This window comes from Flavobacterium labens, from assembly GCF_048286755.1.
Lineage (GTDB): Bacteria > Bacteroidota > Bacteroidia > Flavobacteriales > Flavobacteriaceae > Flavobacterium.
On the sequence record NZ_JBLVPL010000005.1, the window covers coordinates 178,407 to 200,324 of the forward strand.

Below are 21,918 nucleotides of genomic sequence, written 5' to 3' on the forward strand. Positions count from 1 at the left end.
ATATCAACCTCTAATCCAAAAATTATTGTTTAGGTAATACAACAGCATCAATCACGTGAATCACACCATTTGATTGGTTTACATCAGCAATTGTTACTTTAGCTTTATTCATGTTCTCATCTGTAATGTATAAATCTTTTCCTTGCATCCAAGCTGTCAAAGTTCCACCACTAACCGTTTTCATTGTAGCTTTTCCTTTCCCCATTTTAATAGCTTTTGCTATATCCGAAGCGTTCATTTTTCCTGCAACAACATGATACGTAAGGATTGTTTGTAATGTTTTTAAGTTTTCTGGTTTTAACAATGTGGTTATAGTTCCAGCTGGCAATTTATCAAACGCGGCATTTGTTGGGGCAAAAACGGTGAATGGTCCTTTACTTTGTAATGTTTCAACTAAACCGGCTTCTGTTACTGCTGCTACTAAAGTTGTGTGATCTTTTGAGTTTACAGCATTCTCAACAATGTTTTTAGAAGGATACATCGCTGCTCCACCAACCATAACTGTTTTTTGAGCGAAAGAAGTTGCTCCTAATACTACTGTGAATAATGCAATTGATAAAAATTTTCTAGTTTTCATAAAATCTATTTTTTAAGTTATATAAAAGCATTTACGGCATTTAGTTGTGTTTGGTTTTAAAAAATGAAATTATTTTTAATTTTTTTGGGATGAGATGAAATAGATATTAGTTCTAACTAGCCCTGATGGCAGCAAGTATCCTTTTTATTGTGTTATACAAAAGTTGATTTTAAAAATAAGTTTTCTGCACAATAAAAAGATACTACGTACAGCGGGAGGATTGCGGATAGTAAATTAAAATGTTCTGCTTCTAAAAATTTAAGCACAAAAAAAAAGCCCCGCAATTTGCGGGGCTTTCTATATTCAAAAAATTTCAAGAAATTATTTTTTCTCTGATTTTTCCATTTTAGCTTTCAATGCAGCTAACATATCATTATTATCACCTAAAGTTGCAGCTGGTGCATTTGTAGATGAATTAGATGAAGTGTTTTCAGAAACTGATTTCACATTTTTCTCTTCTTCTTCACGGAAGATAGCAGTGTGAGATGCAACTACTCTTTTGAATTCTTTGTTGAATTCGATTACTTTGAAATCAGCTGAATCACCTTTTTTCAATTTCTTTCCGTCTTCTTTTTCAAGGTGACGAGTAGGAATGAAAGCAACGATATCATCTCCGAATTCTACAGTAGCTCCTTTGTCAACAATTTCAGAAATTTCACCTGTGTGGATAGTTCCAACTGCGAAAGAATCTTCATACTGATCCCAAGGATTAGCAGTAGTTTGTTTGTGACCTAAAGATAATTTACGTCCATCAACATCCAACTCTAATACCACAACATCAAGTTTTTCACCAACGTTTACGAATTCAGATGGGTGTTTGATTTTCTTAGTCCAAGATAAGTCAGAGATGTAAATTAATCCATCAATTCCTTCTTCTAATTCTACGAAAATTCCAAAGTTTGTAAAGTTTCTAACGATACCTGTATGTTTAGAACCTACTGGGTATTTAGCAGTGATATCAGTCCAAGGATCTTGAGACAATTGTTTGATACCTAATGACATTTTACGGTCATCTCTATCTAAAGTTAAGATAACAGCTTCAACAACATCACCTACTTTTACGAAATCTTGAGCAGAACGTAAATGAGTTGACCAAGACATTTCAGAAACGTGGATTAAACCTTCAACACCTTCAGCAACTTCGATGAAAGCACCGTAATCAGCGATTACAACTACTTTACCTTTTACTTTATCACCAATTTTTAAGTTAGCATCTAAAGCGTCCCATGGGTGAGCGTTTAATTGTTTCAATCCTAATTGAATTCTTGTTTTCTCATCATCGAAATCAAGGATTACAACGTTTAATTTTTGATCTAATTCAAGAACTTCAGATGGGTGGTTGATTCTAGACCAAGAAAGGTCAGTAATGTGAATCAATCCATCAACACCACCTAAGTCAATAAAGACACCATAAGAAGTAATGTTTTTAACAACACCCTCTAATACTTGTCCTTTTTGCAATTGACCGATGATTTCTTTTTTCTGGATTTCGATATCCGCTTCAATAAGCGCTTTATGAGAAACAACAACATTTTTGAATTCGTGGTTAATTTTTACCACTTTGAATTCCATCATTTTGTTTACATATACATCGTAGTCTCTAATTGGTTTAACATCAATTTGAGATCCTGGTAAGAAAGCTTCAATTCCGAAAACGTCAACGATCATACCACCTTTAGTTCTGCATTTTACAAAACCATTAACGATTTCTCCTGTTTCGTTAGCCGAAATAACTCTATCCCATGATTTGATAGTACGTGCTTTTCTGTGAGATAATACTAATTGACCAGTTTTGTCCTCACGGATGTCAATTAATACTTCAACAGTATCACCTACTTTTAATGCTGGGTTGTAACGGAATTCATTCAATGAAATAACACCTTCCGATTTTGCGTTGATATCAACGATAACGTCTCTATCTGTAATTCTAACAACTACACCATCAACCACTTCTTCTTGATCAGTAGCGATAAATGTTTTTGAAACTAGTTCTTCGAATTCTAATAAGTTTTTCTCATCAACAGCATCAATACCTTCTTCGAAATTGTGCCAGTTAAAATTTGCTAAAAACTCTTCTTGTGATTTTAATTGTTCAGACATGCTGATTAAAAATTTGTATTCTGTATTCTCTCGAGTTTCTTAATGTGCTAGAAAACAACAGAAGTTGTTTGTATAATTAGTTGAACCCTAAAGGAAACTCTTATTCACCAAAAGGACTGCAAAAGTAACACATTTATATTAAATAACAAAATATTTGTATTGCGATAAACGATTGATTATTAGGAGCAGAACATTTAGCAGTTTTTAGGAACTCTGCTCCCGCTTTCCGCTGTATCCACGCCCAAAAGCGTGGGATGCCACTTCAATCGGGGCTATTTAACTTCAATTGGTTTTTCAACACAAAAAAAAACCGATAACTATTCTTCAGTTATCGGGTTCTCTTTTTTCCTGCCACTTTTTAATGACTTATATTTTCAACATCCAAAGGATTGTGTTTGTGCTTGAACAAAACAGCAAATGCAACCGCAATTATCAAGGCATATATTGCAAAAGCTAGCCAAATTGTATGCCAGTCTTTCATTAAAACCACTTTGCTGAACAATCCATCAGCTCCTATTGCATTGCCTTGACCAGTTACAAACTCTAGCATTTTTGAATTTGTAGTTTCTGTTTCCAGAAAACTAGCTAACTCAGTAGTATTGTTAAATGATTTCGTAAAATATTTATCGATAGCCCATCCCGAAGTAAAACTTCCCAAAACTGCTCCAAAACCATTGGTCATCATCATGAACAAACCTTGCGCTGAAGAACGGTTTTTAGGATCTGTATTCGTTTCCACAAATAATGATCCCGAGATATTAAAGAAATCAAATGCCATTCCGTACACCACGCAAGACATAATAATCATCCATAATCCACTTGTAGGATTTCCGTAAGCAAATAATCCAAAACGCAATACCCAAGCCAACATACTAATCAACATCACTTGTTTGATTCCAAAACGTCTTAAAAAGAAAGGAATTGCAAGAATAAATAAAGTCTCCGATATTTGAGAAATGGACATAATAATCGTTGAATATTCCACTACGAATGAATCCGCATATTTTGGAAAATGCTTGAACTCATCTAAAAAAACATCTCCGTACGCATTTGTCAATTGCAGCGCCCCTCCTAAAAACATAGAGAAAACAAAAAACAAAGCCATTTTATAATCAGCAAATAACTTGAAAGACTCTAATCCTAATGTTTCCATTACAGAAGCATTTTCTTTCGATAATCGCTGCGGTTTACATTTTGGTAAAGTAAAAGAATAAATCCCCAGAACTATAGCGGCTAAACCGGCGATGTAAAACTGATATTCAGTTGCTTTATTTTCAGTTAAATTGGTAATCCACATCGCAACAATAAAACCTATTGTTCCCCAAACGCGTATAGGTGGGAAATTTTTAATAATATCTTTATTGTTTAGTTTGAGTGCATTATAAGATATAGAATTACTCAAAGCAATCGTAGGCATGTAAAAACACATTGCCAAAAGCATAATATAAATAAAAGAATTTGGAGTGGTAACTTGAGGAATATAGAATAAAACCGCGGCATATAAAATATGTAGCGTTCCATATAATTTTTCAGCATTTATCCATCTATCTGCGATAATTCCCGTTAGTGTTGGCATAAATAAAGAAGCAATTCCCATAGTTCCGAAAACCAACCCAAATTGAGTTCCTTCCCAGTTTTTTGTACCAAACCAGTAATTTGCAATGGTAATCAACCAAGCTCCCCAAACAAAAAATTGAAGAAAACTCATTATTATCAATCTATTTTTAATTCCCATGCGATGAATTGTTTTTTATTTTAAAAAAATTTACAGGGCGTAAATCTACTATTAAAAATGCGATCTGCAAATAATTATATTGTTTTAGTAATTTCATTCACCAATTCCAATACCAGCTCGAATTGCTCCTCACGATTCAAATGTGAATTATCTATTTCTACTGCATCTTCAGCCATGACTAAAGGAGAATCTTCACGGTGCGTATCAATGTAATCTCGTTCTTCTACATTTGCCAAAACTTCATCAAATGTCACAGTATCACCTTTTTTTACCAGTTCGTCGTAACGTCTTTGTGCTCTTGTAGTTGCACTTGCTGTCATGAAAATTTTAAGCTCAGCATCCGGAAAAACTACAGTACTAATATCTCTTCCGTCCATTACTATTGCTTTGTCTTTTCCCATTTCTTTTTGCTGTTCGACTAATTTGGCACGAACTTCAGAAACTTCAGCTACTTTACTCACAAAACTAGAAACTTCAATCGTTCTGATTTCTGTTTCAACATTTACTTCATTCAAATACATTTCGGCAAAACCCAAATCAGCATTGAATTTGAATTGCAATTTTATATTTGGCAAACTGTTTATTAATGTTTGTTTATCAAAAGATTCTGCATTTATATAACCGTTTTGCATCGCAAATAAAGCTACTGCACGGTACATTGCTCCTGTATCTACATAAATATATCCTAAATGATTTGCGAGTTGTTTGGCTAACGTACTTTTTCCAGTAGATGAAAATCCGTCAATTGCTATGGTAATTTTTTTCAAAATATTGTATTTAAATTTTAATAATTAATCAAACTGTTCTGCTGTCAATTTCAAATGAGAAAATTATTCTTGAAAGTTAATGGTTAACCCAAAAAGGCTTGTATTTCCTGCCAATGTATACCTGGAATACGAATAATTAAATTTCAACTTATTCAATTTAAGTCCGAAACCTAATGAAACTCCCGAAAAATTACGTTGTTCCTGAAGGCGTAATTCCTCTGCTCTTCTAAAATTATATCCCACACGCAAATTAAATGCTTTTTTTGGAAAAAGCTCGACCCCTACAATTACATGTCGCAACGCATTATTTACAAATGAAACTCTTTCTTCGGTATCAGTTCCGTCAAATGATGATTCTGACCTAACCGGATTTGAAAAAGCTATATTCCATTGCTGCAAATTTTCCAAAGTAAGATGCCAACGAATAGGCACATTTTCTAATTCTTGCGAAACGCCAGCAATGATTTCGAGTGGCAGTTTTTCATTTGTACCATTATAAGTGGAAAATTGAGTTCCAATATTTCGAATAGCCAAACCCCAATTCACATCATTTTTTTCATCGATAAAAAGCGCTCCAATATCAATTGCTCCTCCTAAAGAATTATAACTTTCTAAAGTCGAAGATATCAATTTGGCACTAGCTCCAATATGAATGTCCGTATACGGAATATTGTACGCATACCCAAAAGAAAGGGCTATTTCGCTTCCTGTAAATTCTGATGTTGGCTGACCATTCTCGTCATAGCCTTCAAAATTACCATAATTCACATAATTTACTCCAGCCTGAAATGTTTGTAAATGTCTATCGTATGTGTACGCATAAGAAGCAGTTCCGTAAGTTACTTCCTTGAAATAGCTTCCATAATTTAAAGCCAAACGGTTGTCCATTTCAGCATTTATAGTTGCTGGATTAAAATGGGCCTGATTGACGTCATCATCATAAATCGTAATTACTTTTCCGCCCAGCGCGGCTTGTCTTGGCGAAGTGACCAAGTTCAAAAACTGATAGGTATACTTCCCTCCTATTTGGCTGTAAGACACAGAACAAATAAAAAATAAGGAGTATAGTAAAAGTTTTTTTAACATGCTCTAAATTGCAACTTATGTAAGGTAAAACGTAAATGCGAAGATAAAATTATAAATACAATAAATGGCAACTTTGAATCTCGTAATTACAAATAAAAATTCCAAAATCTAAGCACTGAAAATCAGCATTTAGAATTTGGAATTTTAAAATTAAGAATTCATTTTTATTATAAATCCTTGGCGTTCTTTACCTTCTGATCGGTTAATGCATATTTCAATACTTCACTCATTTCTTTTACATAATGAAAAGAAAGTCCTTCCAGATATTCAGGTTTTATTTCATCAATATCACTCTTATTTTCGTGACACAGAATAATTTCTTTGATATTCGCTCTCTTAGCAGCCAAGATTTTTTCTTTGATTCCGCCTACTGGCAACACTTTTCCACGCAAGGTGATTTCTCCTGTCATTGCTAAATTTTTCTTCACTCGTTTTTGTGTAAACAATGAAACTAATGATGTTAACATCGCAATTCCAGCACTTGGACCGTCTTTTGGAGTAGCTCCTTCAGGAACGTGTAAGTGAATATTATATTTAGAAAGAATCTCGGAATCCAATCCTAAAAGTTTTGCATTCGCTTTAATATATTCCAAAGCAATTGTTGCAGATTCTTTCATGACCGTACCTAAGTTTCCGGTAATAGTCATACTTCCTTTTCCTGGAGAAAGTAACGATTCAATAAAAAGAATATCACCACCAACAGAAGTCCAAGCCAAACCAGTTACCACTCCGGCAACATCATTATTCTCGTATTTATCTCTTTCTAATCTGGGAACACCAAGTGTTTTTATGATATCTTCGTCCGTTACTTTTTTGTTATACTCTTCTTCCATCGCAACTGATTTTGCTGCATTACGGATTACTTGAGCAATTTTAGCTTCTAAACCACGAACTCCAGATTCACGCGTATATCCTTCAACAATTTTTTCTAATTGTTTTTTTCCAATGGTTAAATCTTTAGTAGTCAAACCGTGTTCTTTCAATTGTCTTGGAAACAAATGCTGACGCGCAATTTCTACCTTTTCTTCAATTGTGTAACCTGACATTTTGATGATTTCCATTCTGTCTTTCAACGCAGGTTGAATCGCAGCCATATTATTAGAAGTCGCAATAAACATCACTTTCGATAAATCATATCCCATTTCAAGGAAATTATCATAAAAAGAATTGTTTTGTTCCGGATCTAAAACTTCCAATAATGCCGAAGATGGATCACCTTGATTACTATTTGATAGTTTATCGATTTCATCCAAAACAAAAACTGGATTTGAAGTTCCTGCTTTTTTCAAACTTTGGATAATTCGTCCCGGCATGGCGCCAATATACGTTTTTCTATGTCCACGAATCTCTGCTTCATCGCGCAAACCACCAAGGGAAATTCTAACATATTTTCTACCCAATGCTTCTGCAATGGAACGTCCAATCGAAGTTTTACCAACTCCCGGAGGTCCTGTCAAACAAATAATTGGAGATTTCATATCATTTCGCAATTTTAAAACTGCCAAATGTTCTATCATTCTTTTCTTAACATCTTCAAGACCAAAATGATCTCTGTCCAATATTTTCTGAGCTCTTTTTAAATCGAAATTATCTTTTGAATATTCGTTCCAAGGCAATTCTAAAAACAACTCTAAATAATTTCTTTGAATTCCAAAATCTGGCGCTTGCGGATTCATGCGACGCATTTTAGACAATTCTTTTTCGAAATGTTTTTTGGTTTTCTCGTCCCATTTCTTGGTCAAAGACTTTTGCAACATTTCGTCCATTTCTTCTTCCTGAGAAACGCCACCCAATTCTTCTTGAATGGTTTTCATTTGTTGGTGCAAGAAATATTCACGTTGTTGTTGGTCTAAATCGAAACGAACTTTAGATTGAATATCATTTTTCAATTCGAGTTTTTGCAACTCAATATTCATATAACGAAGCGTCTCTAAAGCTCTTCCTTTCAATTCATTAATTGCTAATAAATCTTGTTTTTCTTTAACCGAAAGATTCATGTTAGAAGTAACAAAATTGATCAAGAAAGATTGGCTCTCAATATTTTTGATGGCAAAAGTTGCTTCGCTGGGAATATTTGGACTTTCTTTAATAATCTGAATGGCTAGTTCTTTGATAGAATCTAGAATTGCGACAAATTCAGTATCATTTTTCTTAGGTCTTTTCTCAGGAACTTCTTTAATTTTAGCTGTCAAGTAAGGTGATTCCTCAACGATGTCATCAATTTCGAAACGTTTTTTACCTTGAAGAATTACGGTGATATTTCCATCGGGCATCTTTAAGACTCGTAAAATACGGGCAACAGTTCCTATTTTATGAATATCATCTTTAGTTGGATCTTCATCTTCTTCGTTGATTTGAGCAACGACTCCAATCGTTTTTCCAGCGGCATTGGCATCATTAATCAATTTGATTGATTTATCTCGCCCAGCAGTAATTGGTATTACAACACCAGGAAATAAAACCATATTTCGCAAAGGTAAAATAGCCAATAATTCCGGTAAAGCCTCATTATTCATTTCCTCCTCGTCTTCAGGAGTCAAAAGTGGAATTAAATCTGCTTCTGAATCAAATTCCTGAAGTGACAGATTGTCAATAGTAAGTATTTTATGATTTGACATATATTATTTAAGTCTTTTTGTCATTAAAAATTTCATTATTTAAGCAAATATAAGCTTTCAAAGTAGTCTTTTTATATAAAATCTATCTTTAATCCTCATTATTTGCATAACGGTAAAAGAGTCAATCTCTGTGCCAAAATATAATCTTTTTATCCTATTTTCCATTAGAAAGGGATATTTGAGACACAACAAACTACCACCAAATAAAACAATTTAGAACATGTCAAAAGAAAAAATGTAATTTAGTTTTATAAAACTGTAACAAACGTAAAAAGAGCAAGTCCTTATAATAAACTAAAATCAGCTGTTTGAGTTTAACCAACTATAATATCGAAGAATTAATCTTGCTTTGCAGGCAAAAAAATCAAAAAGCACAGTGCGAAGTTTACAATCGCTATGCAAAAGCGATGTATAATGTGTCGTTTAGGATTGTCAAAGATGTCCATTTTGCTGAAGATGTAATGCAGGAAGGTTTTTTAAAGGCATTCATTAAGATAAACGACTATAAACAGGAAGTTTCTTTTGGTGCTTGGTTAAAAAGAATTGTAGTGAACTGTAGTATTGATTTTTACAAAAAAAACAATCAATTCAAACCAGAAGATTTTGATACCACGCTTTATAAAATTGAAGAAAAAGAATCCGCTTTAACTGAAAGTATAAACTTCAATGAATTAAAAGTAAAACAAATTTTAGAGGTTATCAACTCTCTGAAATATAATTACAGAATGGTTTTAACTTTATTTTTTATTGAAGGATATGATCAAGAAGAAATCAGTGAAATCCTAAATATCAGTTATGCCAATTGCAGAACTACATTGAGCAGAGCCAAAGATTGTTTAAGAAAAAAATTAGAGGAAATATGAAAAAGGAAAATAAAAAACTAGACAAATTATTTGACAAATTTGAAAATCATTGGGACATCGAGACTCTTGAAAGCAATCATGAGGAACGATTTGTACAAAAATTAAAATCTAAGAAATCGAATTGGAAACGTTTCGTTTCTATTGGAATCGCTGCTTCTTTCGTAGTTATGTTAGGACTTTCAATATTCAATAACACTCCTAAAAGGACAGAAGAGTTGCGATTTGCATCAAAAGAAACCAAACAAACAGATTCAATTTTTACGGTTTTAATTGAAAATGAATTAGAAAAAATAAGAGAGAAAAAATCACCAGAAAACGAAAAAATAATTTCCGATGCGCTCAAACAAGTGAGAACATTAGATAGTGATTATGAAAAAATAATTAAAGAATTAGAGATTAATGGAGAAAGTAAGCAAATTATTAATGCGATGATCAGCAATCTTCAAACGCGAATTTCTTTTTTACAAAATGTACTATTACAAATTGAAAACAATGAAAAATTAAAAAATATTTCTGATGAAAGAACAATTTAAACTACTCCTCTTATTGGCTTTAATTCCATTTTTAGGATTTTCAAACAATGCTGATTACATTCATACCAAACAAAAAAATATTAAAAAAGCCTATTTCGTAAATTCGGATGCAGGTCTTTATATAGATAACTCATACGGTAATATTTCAGTAACAACTTGGGACGAAGATAAAACCGAATTGGATATTGTTATAAAAGTGAGCGGTGACAATGAAAACTGGGTGAACCAACGCATAAATGATATTGATGTTGATATAATAGCACTCAAAGGAATGATTACTGCAAAAACCATTTTAGGAAACTCTAGTTATAAGAGTAATGGTAAAAACAATAGTTTTCAAATTAATTATATGCTCAAAATTCCTAAAAACGGAAGTGTAAAACTCCACAATAAATACGGAAATATCACCACATCAGACTTGTTTTCTGAGGCTGAAATTAAATGTAAATACGGTAAAATAGTTTTAGGCCGATTATCCGGAAGCTCCAGTAACATACAAACCGAATATTGCTCTAACTCGACTATTTCATTTTTAAAGAATGCAATCATTACGGCAAAGTATTCGAATCTGAAAATTGGAGAAGTCACAAAACTAGATTTGGCTTCTGATTATACAGATGTAGATATTCAAGAAAGTGATGTCGTTAAATACATCAGTAAATACGGAAATATTAAAATTCAGAATGTAAAATCATTAGATGCAAATGGAAATTATTTAACACTTAAAATTGGTGAATTATCTAATACTTTAAAACTATCCACAAAATACAGCAATGTAACTATTGGAACTATTAGTGCAAAAGCCAATAATATAACTATTACAGCGGGTTACACCGGATTAAACATTGGATTTGATGCTAATTATGCTTTTGATTTTAATGTGACTGTAAAATATGCTAATTTTAAATATGACAATGAACTAGAGATAAATTCTAAAGAAGACTCAAATAACTTGAAAAAATATAGTGGTTTCTTCAAGAAAAAAGGAGTCAACAACATCACTATAATTTCAGATTACGGAAATGTAATTCTAGTAAAAAAACAATAACCTTAAAGCTTTATTTATGAAAAATTCAATCAAATTATTTATAAGTTGTTCACTATTACTAACAACTATATCTTATGGTCAATGGTCATCCAATCAAAAAATAAAAGGAAATGGCAAAGTAATTTCTGAAAAAAGAACAACAGCTTCTTATGATGGAATTGCAATAACAGGTTTTTTTGATGTCGAATTAGTTTCGGGAAAGGAAGGAAACATTACTATAAAAGGTGAAGAAAATTTGTTGCCTTACATCAAAGTTGAAGTTGTCGATAAAGTATTAAAAATTTCTACTGAAAAGAATAAATATATCAGTACCAGCAAAGGAAGTGAAATTGTAATAGTTGTCCCTTTCGAAAGTATTGATCAAGTTTCTTTGACTGGTTCAGGCGATGTAGCAACTAAAAATAGCATTAAATCGAAATCATTTTCAGCTAAATTAATTGGCTCCGGTGATATGAATTTAGATGTTGAATCAAATGACTTTGATGTTAACTTGAGTGGTTCAGGAGATATGGTTTTAACTGGAAAAACTGAAAATTTCAACAGTAATTTAAACGGTTCTGGTGATATTGATGCGGGTGATTTGAAAGCTAAAAATGCAAAAATTACGGTTTCTGGTTCAGGAGATAGTAAAGTTTTTTGCAGCGAAAGCCTTCACGCCAGAGTTTCTGGTTCCGGAGATATTGAATACATTGGTGACCCCAAGAAAAAAGACACGAAAGTAAATGGCTCAGGAGCAATTTCGAAAGCTTAATTTTCAAAAAGTAAATCAGCCGAAAAGGTGTTTTATTAATTTAAAACGCCTTTTTTTGGAACTCTTTTTAGCAATAAAACACCCACTACAAAGAATACACCAAGAAATACAATTGCTAATCTTGGACTTCCTGTGATTTGATCAATAATTCCATAAATACACATTCCTATAACAATTCCGATTTTTTCAGCAACATCGAAAAAACTAAAAAACGAAGCCGTATCATCCGTTTCAGGTAATAATTTAGAATACGTTGAGCGTGATAATGCTTGAATTCCACCCATTACAAGTCCTGCAATTCCTGCCATAACATAAAAATGTATTGGTAGAGTAATAAAAAATGCAATTGCACAAAATGCTGCCCAAATACAGTTTATCACAATTAAAGTTGGAATATTTCCGAATTTTTCTGAGGCTCTTGAAGTTATAACTGCGCCCAGAACAGCAACTAATTGTATTATCAAAATACAAATAATTAAACCCGTTGTACTTTCAGCTTTAGATGACCAGGCAATTTCTTGTGCTCCAAAATATGTGGCAACAAGCATCACGGTTTGTACGGCCATACTATACACGAAAAAACTTCCTAAATACCGTCTTAATGCGATGTTTTCTTTCAATAAAAACCAAACTTTTTTTAACTCTTTAAAACCATTAAATATAACATGGTGTGTTACTTTACGATTGGCATTTTTATTTCCTTTTGGCAAATAATAATATGAGTACTGACTGAATAAGATCCACCAAACTCCTACCATAACAAATGAATATCTCATGGCTTTCATCGCTGCTTCACCATCTGTTCCAGTAATTCCAAAAAGTTTTGGTTTCATGATCATCGCTAAATTGATAATCAATAAAATAACACTTCCAATGTATCCAAATGAATATCCTTTGGCGCTAATTTTATCTTGTTGCTCTACATAAGCGATGTCTGGTAAATAGGAATTATAAAAAACTAAACTTCCCCAATATCCAATCAATCCAAAAAAATAAAATGCCAATCCGATGTATATATTTTCAAGATTAAACCAATACAATCCCATACAAGACAAGGCTCCCAGGTAGCAAAAGAACTTCATAAATGATTTTTTATCCCCTACATAATCTGCAATACCAGATAATAAAGGCGAAATAAAAGCCACCAATAAAAATGCAAAAGCAGTAACAAAGCTAATTAAAGCTGAATTTTTTAGATGCAAACCAAAAACATCAATGTAATGATCTCGTTCAGAAAACAAAGCTTCATAAAAAATAGGAAATACTGCAGATGCAATGGTAAGTGTATAAACTGAATTTGCCCAATCATAAAAAGCCCAAGCATTTAATAATTTTTTACTCCCTTTTTCTAAATCTGCCATATTTATTTTTTTATGATACGAATTTATTTATTTTTTGCTAAGAACGATATAAAAAGTAAATAATTTATACATTAACAAATCATTAATGAATTAAGGGCGTATAATGATTATTACTCATATTCAAAAAAAACAGGCTAACCATTTTAAGGGCAGCCTGTTTAGATATTTTATAATAATTAAGTTACTATTTGTAAATAATACCAACTTTAGCCGCTAGAGCTTTAGCTTCAGGAATTAATGCTTTTAGATTTGCAATTCTGGTAGCATCAGATGGGTGCGTACTCATAAATTCTGGTGGTGCTTGACCTGAAGATTTTGCAGCCATTCTAGACCAGAAAGTAATAGATTCCTCCGGATTATAACCTGCAATTGCCATTAAAGTCAAACCAATTTTATCTGCTTCAGTTTCGTGATTTCTACTAAAAGGAAGCATTACACCAAACTGAGATCCTAATCCATATGCTTGACCCCATATTTGTTGTGTTTGTTCACTTTTACCTCCAGTCGCTACTGCAACACCTACCGCTCCTAATTGTTGCAATTGAGAAGCACTCATACGTTGAGCACCATGATTAGCTAATGCATGAGATACTTCGTGTCCCATTACGGTAGCCAAACCTGAATCATTCAATGTTACTGGCAAAATCCCTGAATAAACAACAATTTTCCCTCCCGGCATACACCAAGCATTCACTTCTTTATTGTCAATTAATTTGTATTCCCAACGGTAATCAGCCAAATATTGTGATTGACCTAAATAGATTAAATATTTTTCTGCTGCCGCTTTAATTCGCATCCCAACTGCTTCCACTTTTCTAGCCTCTGCAGTTCCAGTAATCACTTTATTCTCCTTTAAAAAAGTACCATATTGTTGAAAAGATGTTGGGAACAACTGATCATTAGGGACTATATTAAGTGCTTTTTTCCCTGTAATTGGATTCGTAGCACAAGAATAAACCAATCCTGCTGCAAAAATCCCTATTAGTAAATGCTTTTTCATAATTTTAGAATTAAATTTTAAACAAAAATACAATTATTATCAACATTTAAATTTACATAATTAAATATAAAAGTATCAACTTTTTTTGTTATTCTCCAGTAATATGAAATGCCGTAAACCCTTTATCAACAATTAAGTACCCCTCTTGTTCTAAAGTAATTTTATCAAATGATACTTCTACATTATCAATTTCGATCATTTTAACTTTAAATGGTAATCCGATAAGATTTATTTTATATTTCGAATAATTCGTATCGTATTTTCCTTCTTTATGCAACTGAATAATCAATTCTTTCTCTTTACCGGTTGTTTGAAATGATAAGAAGCTGTATCTCCCTTTTTTGTAATCATATCCATCTTGCGCATCTTCATAAACTACTGATTTTTCTTTTCCTTCTTTGTAGTAAATATCTAATGTTAACTCATCAAATTCTAACTCTCCAACATATTGTTGAACAGGATATTTAGGAATGATTGCACCTGCTTTCACAAAAATTGGAATCTGATCAAATTTAGTGTCAACCCAAATTTCTTTTCCGCCTTTAACTTCTTCGTTCGTCCAATAATTATACCAGTGACCACGAGGAATATACATTCTTCTTCCTAAAGCATTTGGCTCTAAAATTGGACATACTAATATTTGATTTCCAAAAACAAATTCGTCATTTCTGTAATGCGTTTGAATATCATCTTGGTCATAATATACCAATGGTTTCAGCATAGGAATTCCTTCCTCAATATATTGCCAAAACATAGTATATAAATAAGGTAATAATTGATATCTCAAATTGACAAATTTTCTGGTGATATCAATAACTTCTTCATCAAAAGCCCATGGCTCCTGGTCTCCGTGATCTCCTGAAGAGTGCGTTCTGCAAAAAGGATGGAAAACACCTAATTGAATCCAACGTGCATATAATTCCCCCGAAGGTTGTTCTGCAAATCCACCAATATCAGATCCTGTGAAACCCATACCAGAAATTGACATGCGTTGTACTTGAATATTTGCAATCCATAAATGCTCCCAAGTGGCAACATTATCTCCTGTCCAAGAAGACGTATAACGTTGTGCTCCAGCGTATGCTGATCTTGTTATTACAAAAGGTCTTTTTGGATACGCAAATCGTTTTACACCATGATAGGTTGCTCTCGCCATTTGGGTACCGTAAATATTGTGCGCTTTTCTATGACTGCAAGGATTTCCATCGTAATCGTGACGTACATCCATAGGAAACGTTTTATTAGGAACCTCCATTACCGCGGGTTCATTCATATCGTTCCACACTCCTTTTACTCCAATATCTGAAATTAATTCTTTGAATAATCCTGCCCACCATTCTCTTACTGCAGGATTTGTATAATCTGGAAAATTACATTCTCCAGGCCAAACTTTCCCCTTCATGTAGGGGCCATCAGCTCTTTTGCAGAAATAGTCTTTTTCTAATGCTTCTTTGTAAATGGAGTATTCTTTGTCAATTTTTATTCCCGGATCAATAATTACAACTGTTTTGAAACCATCTTCGGCTAATTCAGCCACCATTCTTTTGGGATCGGGGAAATATTCTTTGTTCCAAGTGAAACATCGAAAACCTTCCATATAATCAATATCTAAATATAGCGCATCACATGGAATTTTCAATTCCCTGAATTTAGCTGCCACTTCTTTTAAATTACTTTCAGGATAATAGCTCCATTTACATTGGTGGTATCCAAGTGCCCAAAGTGGCGGTAATTCAGGTTTTCCAGTCAAATCAGTATATGTGGTAACCACATCTTGCATTTGTGGTCCGTAAATGAAATAATAATTCATCTCACCACCCTCAGCCCAATAACTGGTTACGTTTCTTCTTTCGTGACAAAAATCAAAATAGGTTCTAAACGTATTATCAAAGAAAATACCGTAAGATTGCTTGTTTTGTAATCCAATATAAAACGGAACTACCTTGTATAAAGGCTCTTGATCTTTTTGAAAAGCATATTGATCTGTAGCAAAATTTTCCAGTCTCTTCCCTTTCAAATTCATTTGGGTTGCTTTATCACCAAGTCCGTAAAAGCATTCCCCATCTTTTGAAGCTTTACTCATTTTTACGATATTACCACCGTATTCATAACTTTCTTCCCAATGGAAACCCAATTCATCTTCTAAAATAATAGTGTCTTCTAAATCAAAAATAGATAACCTCATATCTATTTTTTGAATTCTACATTTTACTTTACTGGTTTTTATCTGATAATAATCTTCCACTTCAGAAACCTCAAGAAAATTATATCCATGCGAATGACTTTTATCAACTGCATAAGAAAAATCGTTACTGAAATACCCTTTTGTGGTAAATCTAAACCGGATTAAACTATCTCTTAATACCGTTACTTTTAGTATGACACTATTATCGGTATGAAAACTTATAGAATCAACTTCATGCTCAAAAGAAACTATTTTTGTGGGATATAGATCCCCTTTATATTCTAATTCTGTATTTGTAATCATTTTCTATGGTATTAATTTTAATCCTTTTCTAAAGCTAAAACTTACAAAATTACTTTGTAAACAGCTATATATCTGGGGAATATTAGCGAAAACGTTATAGTGTGATTCAATGTAACAATCAACAATATACAATAATGGTTTTCATTATAAATGAAAACCATTAGCTATGCTTATCTGCAAAAAAACAATTTTGTACTTATGAAATTTTAAAAACAGTAACACTTAATGGAGGCAAAAGCAACTCAGCAGAATAATCTCTTCCATCATAAGGCATAGCCTCAATTGCTGTTTTTTTAGCGTTAGAAACTCCGCTTCCACCATAATTTGAAGCATCACTATTAAAAATTTCTGTCAATTTTCCTTTTTTAGGTAAACCAATTCGATAATTAGGACGCACTACTTGAGTGAAATTACAGACTACAATTACATCGTTTTTTGGGTCATTCCCTTTACGAATAAAAGACATTACTGCATTTTGATGATCGGAATAATTAATCCATTCAAAACCTTCAGGACTGAATTGTTTTTCGTGCAAAGCAGGCTGTGTCTTATATAATTTATTCAAATCTGTTATCAATATTTTTACTCCTTCATGATATGGATATTGCAACAAATGCCAATCTAAACTTCCTTCAAAATTCCACTCGCTACTTTGTCCAAATTCACTTCCCATAAACAACAATTTAGTTCCGGGATGCATAAACATATAGCCGTATAGTAATCTTAAATTCGCAAATTTTTGCCATTCATCGCCTGGCATCCTTCCTGCAATTGATTTTTTTCCATAAACCACTTCGTCATGCGAAAGCGGCAACATGAAATTTTCTGAAAAGGTGTAGGTCATTGAAAAAGTCAAATCATTTTGATGGTATTTTCTATACACAGTATCTTTTTGAAAATATTCTAAAGTATCGTGCATCCAACCCATCATCCATTTCATACCAAAGCCTAAACCACCAACCGATGTAGGTCTGGAAACCATAGGAAAAGAAGTACTTTCCTCTGCTATAGTTTGAACTCCTTCATAATTTAAATAAACGGCTTCATTAAATTCCTTCAAGAAACTAATCGTGTCTAAATTTTCTCTTCCTCCGTAAATGTTAGGTTCCCATTCGCCATCATTTCTGGAATAATCCAAATATAACATCGAGGCAACAGCATCAACACGCAAAGCATCTGCATGATAATAGTGTAACCAAAATAAAGCATTGCTTATTAAGAACGAACGAACTTCATTTCGTCCATAATTAAAAACCAAACTTTTCCAATCAGGATGATAGCCTTTTCTGCGATCTGGATGTTCAAAAAGATTAGACCCGTCAAAAAAGCCTAAACCATGTGCGTCATCTGGAAAATGAGAGGGTACCCAGTCGAGAATTACACCAATTCCAGCTTCATGTAATTTATCTACCAAATGCATAAATTCTTGCGGATTCCCAAAACGGGAAGTTGGCGCAAAATATCCCACTAATTGATATCCCCAAGAAGGATCGTAAGGATATTCCATGATAGGCATAAACTCTACGTGAGTAAAGCCTGTTTCTTTTACATAGTTTACTAAATCTTCGGCAAATTCTAGATAGGTCAAAAAACGATTTTCTTCTGTATGACGTTTCCAAGAGCCTAAATGTACTTCATAAACAGAATAAGGTTTGTCTAAACCATTATGATTTTGACGCGTTTGCATCCAGTTTTTGTCATTCCATTTATAATCTAAGTCCCAAACTACAGAAGCTGTATGTGGAGGTTTTTCACAGTAAAAAGCAAAAGGGTCTGCTTTCTCAGTTACTATACCACCATTGTTAGATTGTATTTTATATTTATACGTTGTGCCTTTTTTGACATTTGGAATAAAACCTTCCCAAATACCGGATGAATCCCAACGAACTTCTAAAAGATGTTCGCCTTGTGTCCAAAAGTTGAAATCCCCAACCACAGATACAGAATGAGCCGTAGGAGCCCAAACGGCAAAATAAACGCCATCTACTCCGTCAACCGTAATAAGATGGGCACCTAGTTTTTCGTATAGTCGGAAATGTTTCCCTGATTTGAATAAATCGATATCAAAATCGGTAAAAAGGGAATGCGAGATAACTTTACTCATATAACATTTGTGTAATTCTATTTTTTATAAAAAAAAATAGAATATTATTTTAAGAAAAAACAGTTGATAAATTTATTTTATGATGTAATTGTCCGGTATAACTGCTCCTTTTTTAATAACAACAATCCCGTCTTTAATGGCGTATAATTCATTCGAAAAATCTTCTAAATGGCTGCCTCCATTGATGTAAACATCATTCCCAATTCGACAGTTTTTATCCACGAGAGCATTGCTTATAAAACATCTTTCTCCAATCCCCACCAGTTGTCTCCCTGTTTTAACATCGTCATTCATATCATCAATATTCTGATAAAAATCATTCCCCATGACATAACAATTCTGAATAATTGTTCCCTCGCCTATTCTGGATCGGATCCCAATAACGGAGCGATTTATTTCTTTCGCATTCAAAATACAACCTTCTGAAATCAATGATTTATCAATCATTGTTTTTTGGAATTTAGAAGGTGGAAGCAATCTAGGTCTGGTAAAAATTTTATTATCGTTGTCAAATAAATTAAATTTTGGCAAGTCATCGGTTAACCCAATATTAGCTTCAAAAAATGAATCAATATTACCAATGTCTGTCCAATATCCTTCATATTGGTAACTCAATATCTTTTTGTGACCTACTGCTTGTGGAATAATTTCTTTACCAAAATCTTTGGTTTCTTTATTTGACATGATGTCTACCAACAATTTTTTGTTGAAGATATAAATTCCCATTGAAGCTAAATAATTCTTTCCTTCACTCTTCATTTGCTCACTCACATCCGATTCCCAATCTGGCAATAATTCCTTTGCCGGTTTTTCGATGAAAGATTCAATGCAGCTTTCAGAGTTTGTTTTTAATATTCCAAATTCAGGAGCATCTTTTGAATTTACAGGTAAAGTAGCAATTGTAATATCGGCTTCTCTCTTAATATGCTCTTCTAACATATCGTTGAAATCCATTTGATACAACTGATCTCCGGAAAGAATCAAAGCATAATCAAAATCATGGTTCAAGAAATGAGGCATACATTGTCTTACAGCATCTGCTGTACCTTGAAACCAAGTTGGATTATCGGGAGTTTGTTCTGCTGCAAGAATATCAACAAAAGCATGGCTAAAAATACTAAAATTATACGTGTTTTTTATATGAGCATTTAAAGAAGCAGAGTTGAATTGCGTCAGTACAAACATTCTGTAAATATCTGAATTCATACAATTTGAAATCGGAATATCAACTAATCTATATTTACCTCCTATTGGTACTGCAGGTTTAGACCTTGTTTCTGTCAATGGATATAATCTGGATCCTTGTCCTCCACCTAAAATTATTGCAATAACATTTTTCTTTTTAGCTTTCATTTTTTGTTAATTATTAAATTGTACATTTCTATATATTCCTGACAAACCCTTTCCCAAGAATGATCAGTACTCATTCCTTTTTTTATAATTTTATTTAAGTGTTTTTTATCGTCGTATAAATTTACTGCCCTTTGAATCGAATAACAAACATCCCCTACAGTTGCCTGGTCATGACAAATTCCATTTCCATCATCTCCAAAATCAATGACAGTATCTTTCAATCCCCCAGTCCTGCGTACTATAGGAATTGTTCCGTAGCGCAACGAGTACATTTGGTTCAAACCACAAGGTTCCACTCTTGAAGGCATTAATAAAAAATCAGAACCTGCATAAATTAAGTGCGCTAATTCCTCATTATAACCAATAAACGTATTGTAATTCCCTTTGTAATCCGATAACAAGCCATTCAATTCATTCTCAATAGCTGTATTTCCTGAACCTAAAATTAAAATATTAATTTGTTGATAATTTTCAGATAAAGCTAACGCTGCAGCATGTGGCAATAAATCGCCTCCTTTTTCTTCTAATAACCTACCAATGAAACTAAAAAGTGGTTTTGTTGGGTCTAGATTAAAAAGATTGCATAATTTTTCTTTATTTTCTTGTTTTCCTTTTTCGAAATTTTTAATCGAATAGTTTTTTTCTAACATCATGTCTTTAGCAGGATCCCAAACTTCGATATCAATTCCGTTTAAAATTCCTCTGGATTTATAACGCACTAGATTAAATAAAGACTCTAATCCATTAGCTGAATAATTAATCTCATTCAAATAACTTGGTGATACTGTTGTTACACCCCAAGCACATTTTACGGCTACTGCTAATGAATTAATACAATTATCCCATTCTAAAACTTTAACATGAGCTAAATCAAATTCTGGTAAATAATACAATTTATCAAAACCAAATTGCCCTTGATACAAACCATTATGAATGGTAATCATGGAAGGGGTATTACGTAATTTTTCGTATTTATAACAATACAACATCATAAATGGAATTAAACCAGTATGATGATCATGGCAATTGATTACATCCGGAACTTCATTTCTACCTATAATCCAATCCAAAGTTGCGATTTGAAAAGATAAAAAACGTTCTATATCATCTTGATATCCATAAACATCTTTTCTGTCAAATAATTCTTGGATTTCAACTAAATACAATTCAAATCCTAACTTGTCTGTTTTTTCTTTGAGAATACTAAAAGGAAAATTAAAATTCCCCAATTTCACATGTCCCCAATGAACACATTCAAAATCATTTTCTTTTTTGAATTTTGTGTCATAACATGGCATCACTACTCTTACTTGATGTCCTGCATTATTTTGATATTTTGGCAATGCACCCACAACATCAGCTAAACCTCCTACTTTAGCTATGGGGTAACATTCTGCACTGATATGAAATATTTCCATTTATGAAATTTTGGTGTTTTTAGTTAATTATAACACTATTCGAATTATTTAATATATCCGTCTTTTATGTTAATACCAATAAAAACTTTATAAAAAATACTACTTTTATGTTTTTC

The 21,918-nt window shown here is 32.8% G+C and carries 16 protein-coding genes; 4 read left to right on the top strand and 12 right to left on the bottom strand.

The window, feature by feature from the left end; translation table 11 throughout:
• Window positions 1-22: 22 nt before the first annotated feature.
• From ACNQF8_RS12295 to lon, 6 genes are all read right to left on the bottom strand, one after another.
• Window positions 23-577, bottom strand: a complete 555-nt coding sequence (locus ACNQF8_RS12295; protein WP_417953655.1) for a fasciclin domain-containing protein — start codon at window positions 575-577, stop codon at window positions 23-25.
• A gap of 321 nt (window positions 578-898) precedes the next feature.
• Window positions 899-2,677, bottom strand: a complete 1,779-nt coding sequence (rpsA, locus tag ACNQF8_RS12300) for a 30S ribosomal protein S1 (protein ID WP_417952543.1) — start codon at window positions 2,675-2,677, stop codon at window positions 899-901.
• Between the two features lie 358 nt (window positions 2,678-3,035).
• Entirely contained in the window at window positions 3,036-4,412 is a 1,377-nt protein-coding gene (locus ACNQF8_RS12305; RefSeq protein WP_417952544.1) for a nucleoside permease, read from the bottom strand.
• 74 nt (window positions 4,413-4,486) lie between these two features.
• Window positions 4,487-5,179 carry a (d)CMP kinase gene (cmk, locus tag ACNQF8_RS12310; RefSeq protein ID WP_417953656.1) on the bottom strand — a complete coding sequence of 231 codons (693 nt, stop codon included), beginning with the start codon at window positions 5,177-5,179 and terminating at the stop codon, window positions 4,487-4,489.
• 63 nt (window positions 5,180-5,242) lie between these two features.
• A complete protein-coding gene (porQ, locus tag ACNQF8_RS12315) occupies window positions 5,243-6,265 on the bottom strand; it encodes a type IX secretion system protein PorQ (RefSeq protein WP_417953657.1) in 1,023 nt (340 codons plus the stop codon).
• Between the two features lie 167 nt (window positions 6,266-6,432).
• Window positions 6,433-8,883 carry an endopeptidase La gene (gene lon / locus ACNQF8_RS12320; protein WP_417952547.1) on the bottom strand — a complete coding sequence of 817 codons (2,451 nt, stop codon included), beginning with the start codon at window positions 8,881-8,883 and terminating at the stop codon, window positions 6,433-6,435.
• A gap of 308 nt (window positions 8,884-9,191) precedes the next feature.
• Between lon and ACNQF8_RS12325 the strand changes: the two genes are divergently transcribed.
• From ACNQF8_RS12325 to ACNQF8_RS12340, 4 genes are read left to right on the top strand one after another with little or no spacing between them, the layout of a single operon-like run.
• Window positions 9,192-9,746, top strand: coding sequence for an RNA polymerase sigma factor (locus ACNQF8_RS12325; protein WP_417952548.1), 555 nt, complete (start codon window positions 9,192-9,194; stop codon window positions 9,744-9,746).
• A complete protein-coding gene (locus ACNQF8_RS12330) occupies window positions 9,743-10,279 on the top strand; it encodes an anti-sigma factor (protein ID WP_417953658.1) in 537 nt (178 codons plus the stop codon). Before ACNQF8_RS12325 ends, ACNQF8_RS12330 begins: the two co-directional genes overlap by 4 nt.
• A complete protein-coding gene (locus tag ACNQF8_RS12335) occupies window positions 10,263-11,327 on the top strand; it encodes a hypothetical protein (RefSeq protein WP_417952550.1) in 1,065 nt (354 codons plus the stop codon). Before ACNQF8_RS12330 ends, ACNQF8_RS12335 begins: the two co-directional genes overlap by 17 nt.
• A 16-nt stretch (window positions 11,328-11,343) precedes the next feature.
• Window positions 11,344-12,078 carry a head GIN domain-containing protein gene (locus tag ACNQF8_RS12340; RefSeq protein WP_417953659.1) on the top strand — a complete coding sequence of 245 codons (735 nt, stop codon included), beginning with the start codon at window positions 11,344-11,346 and terminating at the stop codon, window positions 12,076-12,078.
• Between the two features lie 35 nt (window positions 12,079-12,113).
• Here ACNQF8_RS12340 and ACNQF8_RS12345 read toward each other — a convergent pair whose 3' ends face one another.
• From ACNQF8_RS12345 to ACNQF8_RS12370, 6 genes are all read right to left on the bottom strand, one after another.
• Window positions 12,114-13,439: an MFS transporter gene (locus ACNQF8_RS12345; protein ID WP_417952552.1), complete on the bottom strand. Its 1,326-nt coding sequence runs from the start codon at window positions 13,437-13,439 to the stop codon at window positions 12,114-12,116.
• A 184-nt stretch (window positions 13,440-13,623) separates the two neighbouring features.
• Window positions 13,624-14,439 carry a M48 family metallopeptidase gene (locus tag ACNQF8_RS12350; RefSeq protein WP_417953660.1) on the bottom strand — a complete coding sequence of 272 codons (816 nt, stop codon included), beginning with the start codon at window positions 14,437-14,439 and terminating at the stop codon, window positions 13,624-13,626.
• 88 nt (window positions 14,440-14,527) lie between these two features.
• Complete coding sequence (locus tag ACNQF8_RS12355; RefSeq protein ID WP_417952554.1) at window positions 14,528-16,927, bottom strand: glycoside hydrolase family 31 protein; 2,400 nt, start codon at window positions 16,925-16,927, stop codon at window positions 14,528-14,530.
• Between the two features lie 196 nt (window positions 16,928-17,123).
• The gene (gene glgB / locus ACNQF8_RS12360; RefSeq protein ID WP_417952555.1) at window positions 17,124-19,031 is read right to left on the bottom strand and encodes a 1,4-alpha-glucan branching protein GlgB; all 1,908 of its coding nucleotides are present in this window, start codon (window positions 19,029-19,031) and stop codon (window positions 17,124-17,126) included.
• Window positions 19,032-19,103: 72 nt separating this feature from the next.
• Window positions 19,104-20,384 carry a glucose-1-phosphate adenylyltransferase gene (locus ACNQF8_RS12365; protein ID WP_417952556.1) on the bottom strand — a complete coding sequence of 427 codons (1,281 nt, stop codon included), beginning with the start codon at window positions 20,382-20,384 and terminating at the stop codon, window positions 19,104-19,106.
• Window positions 20,381-21,802: a glycogen synthase gene (locus tag ACNQF8_RS12370; RefSeq protein ID WP_315211866.1), complete on the bottom strand. Its 1,422-nt coding sequence runs from the start codon at window positions 21,800-21,802 to the stop codon at window positions 20,381-20,383. The genes ACNQF8_RS12365 and ACNQF8_RS12370 overlap by 4 nt, the downstream gene beginning before the upstream one ends.
• Window positions 21,803-21,918: the final 116 nt, after the last annotated feature.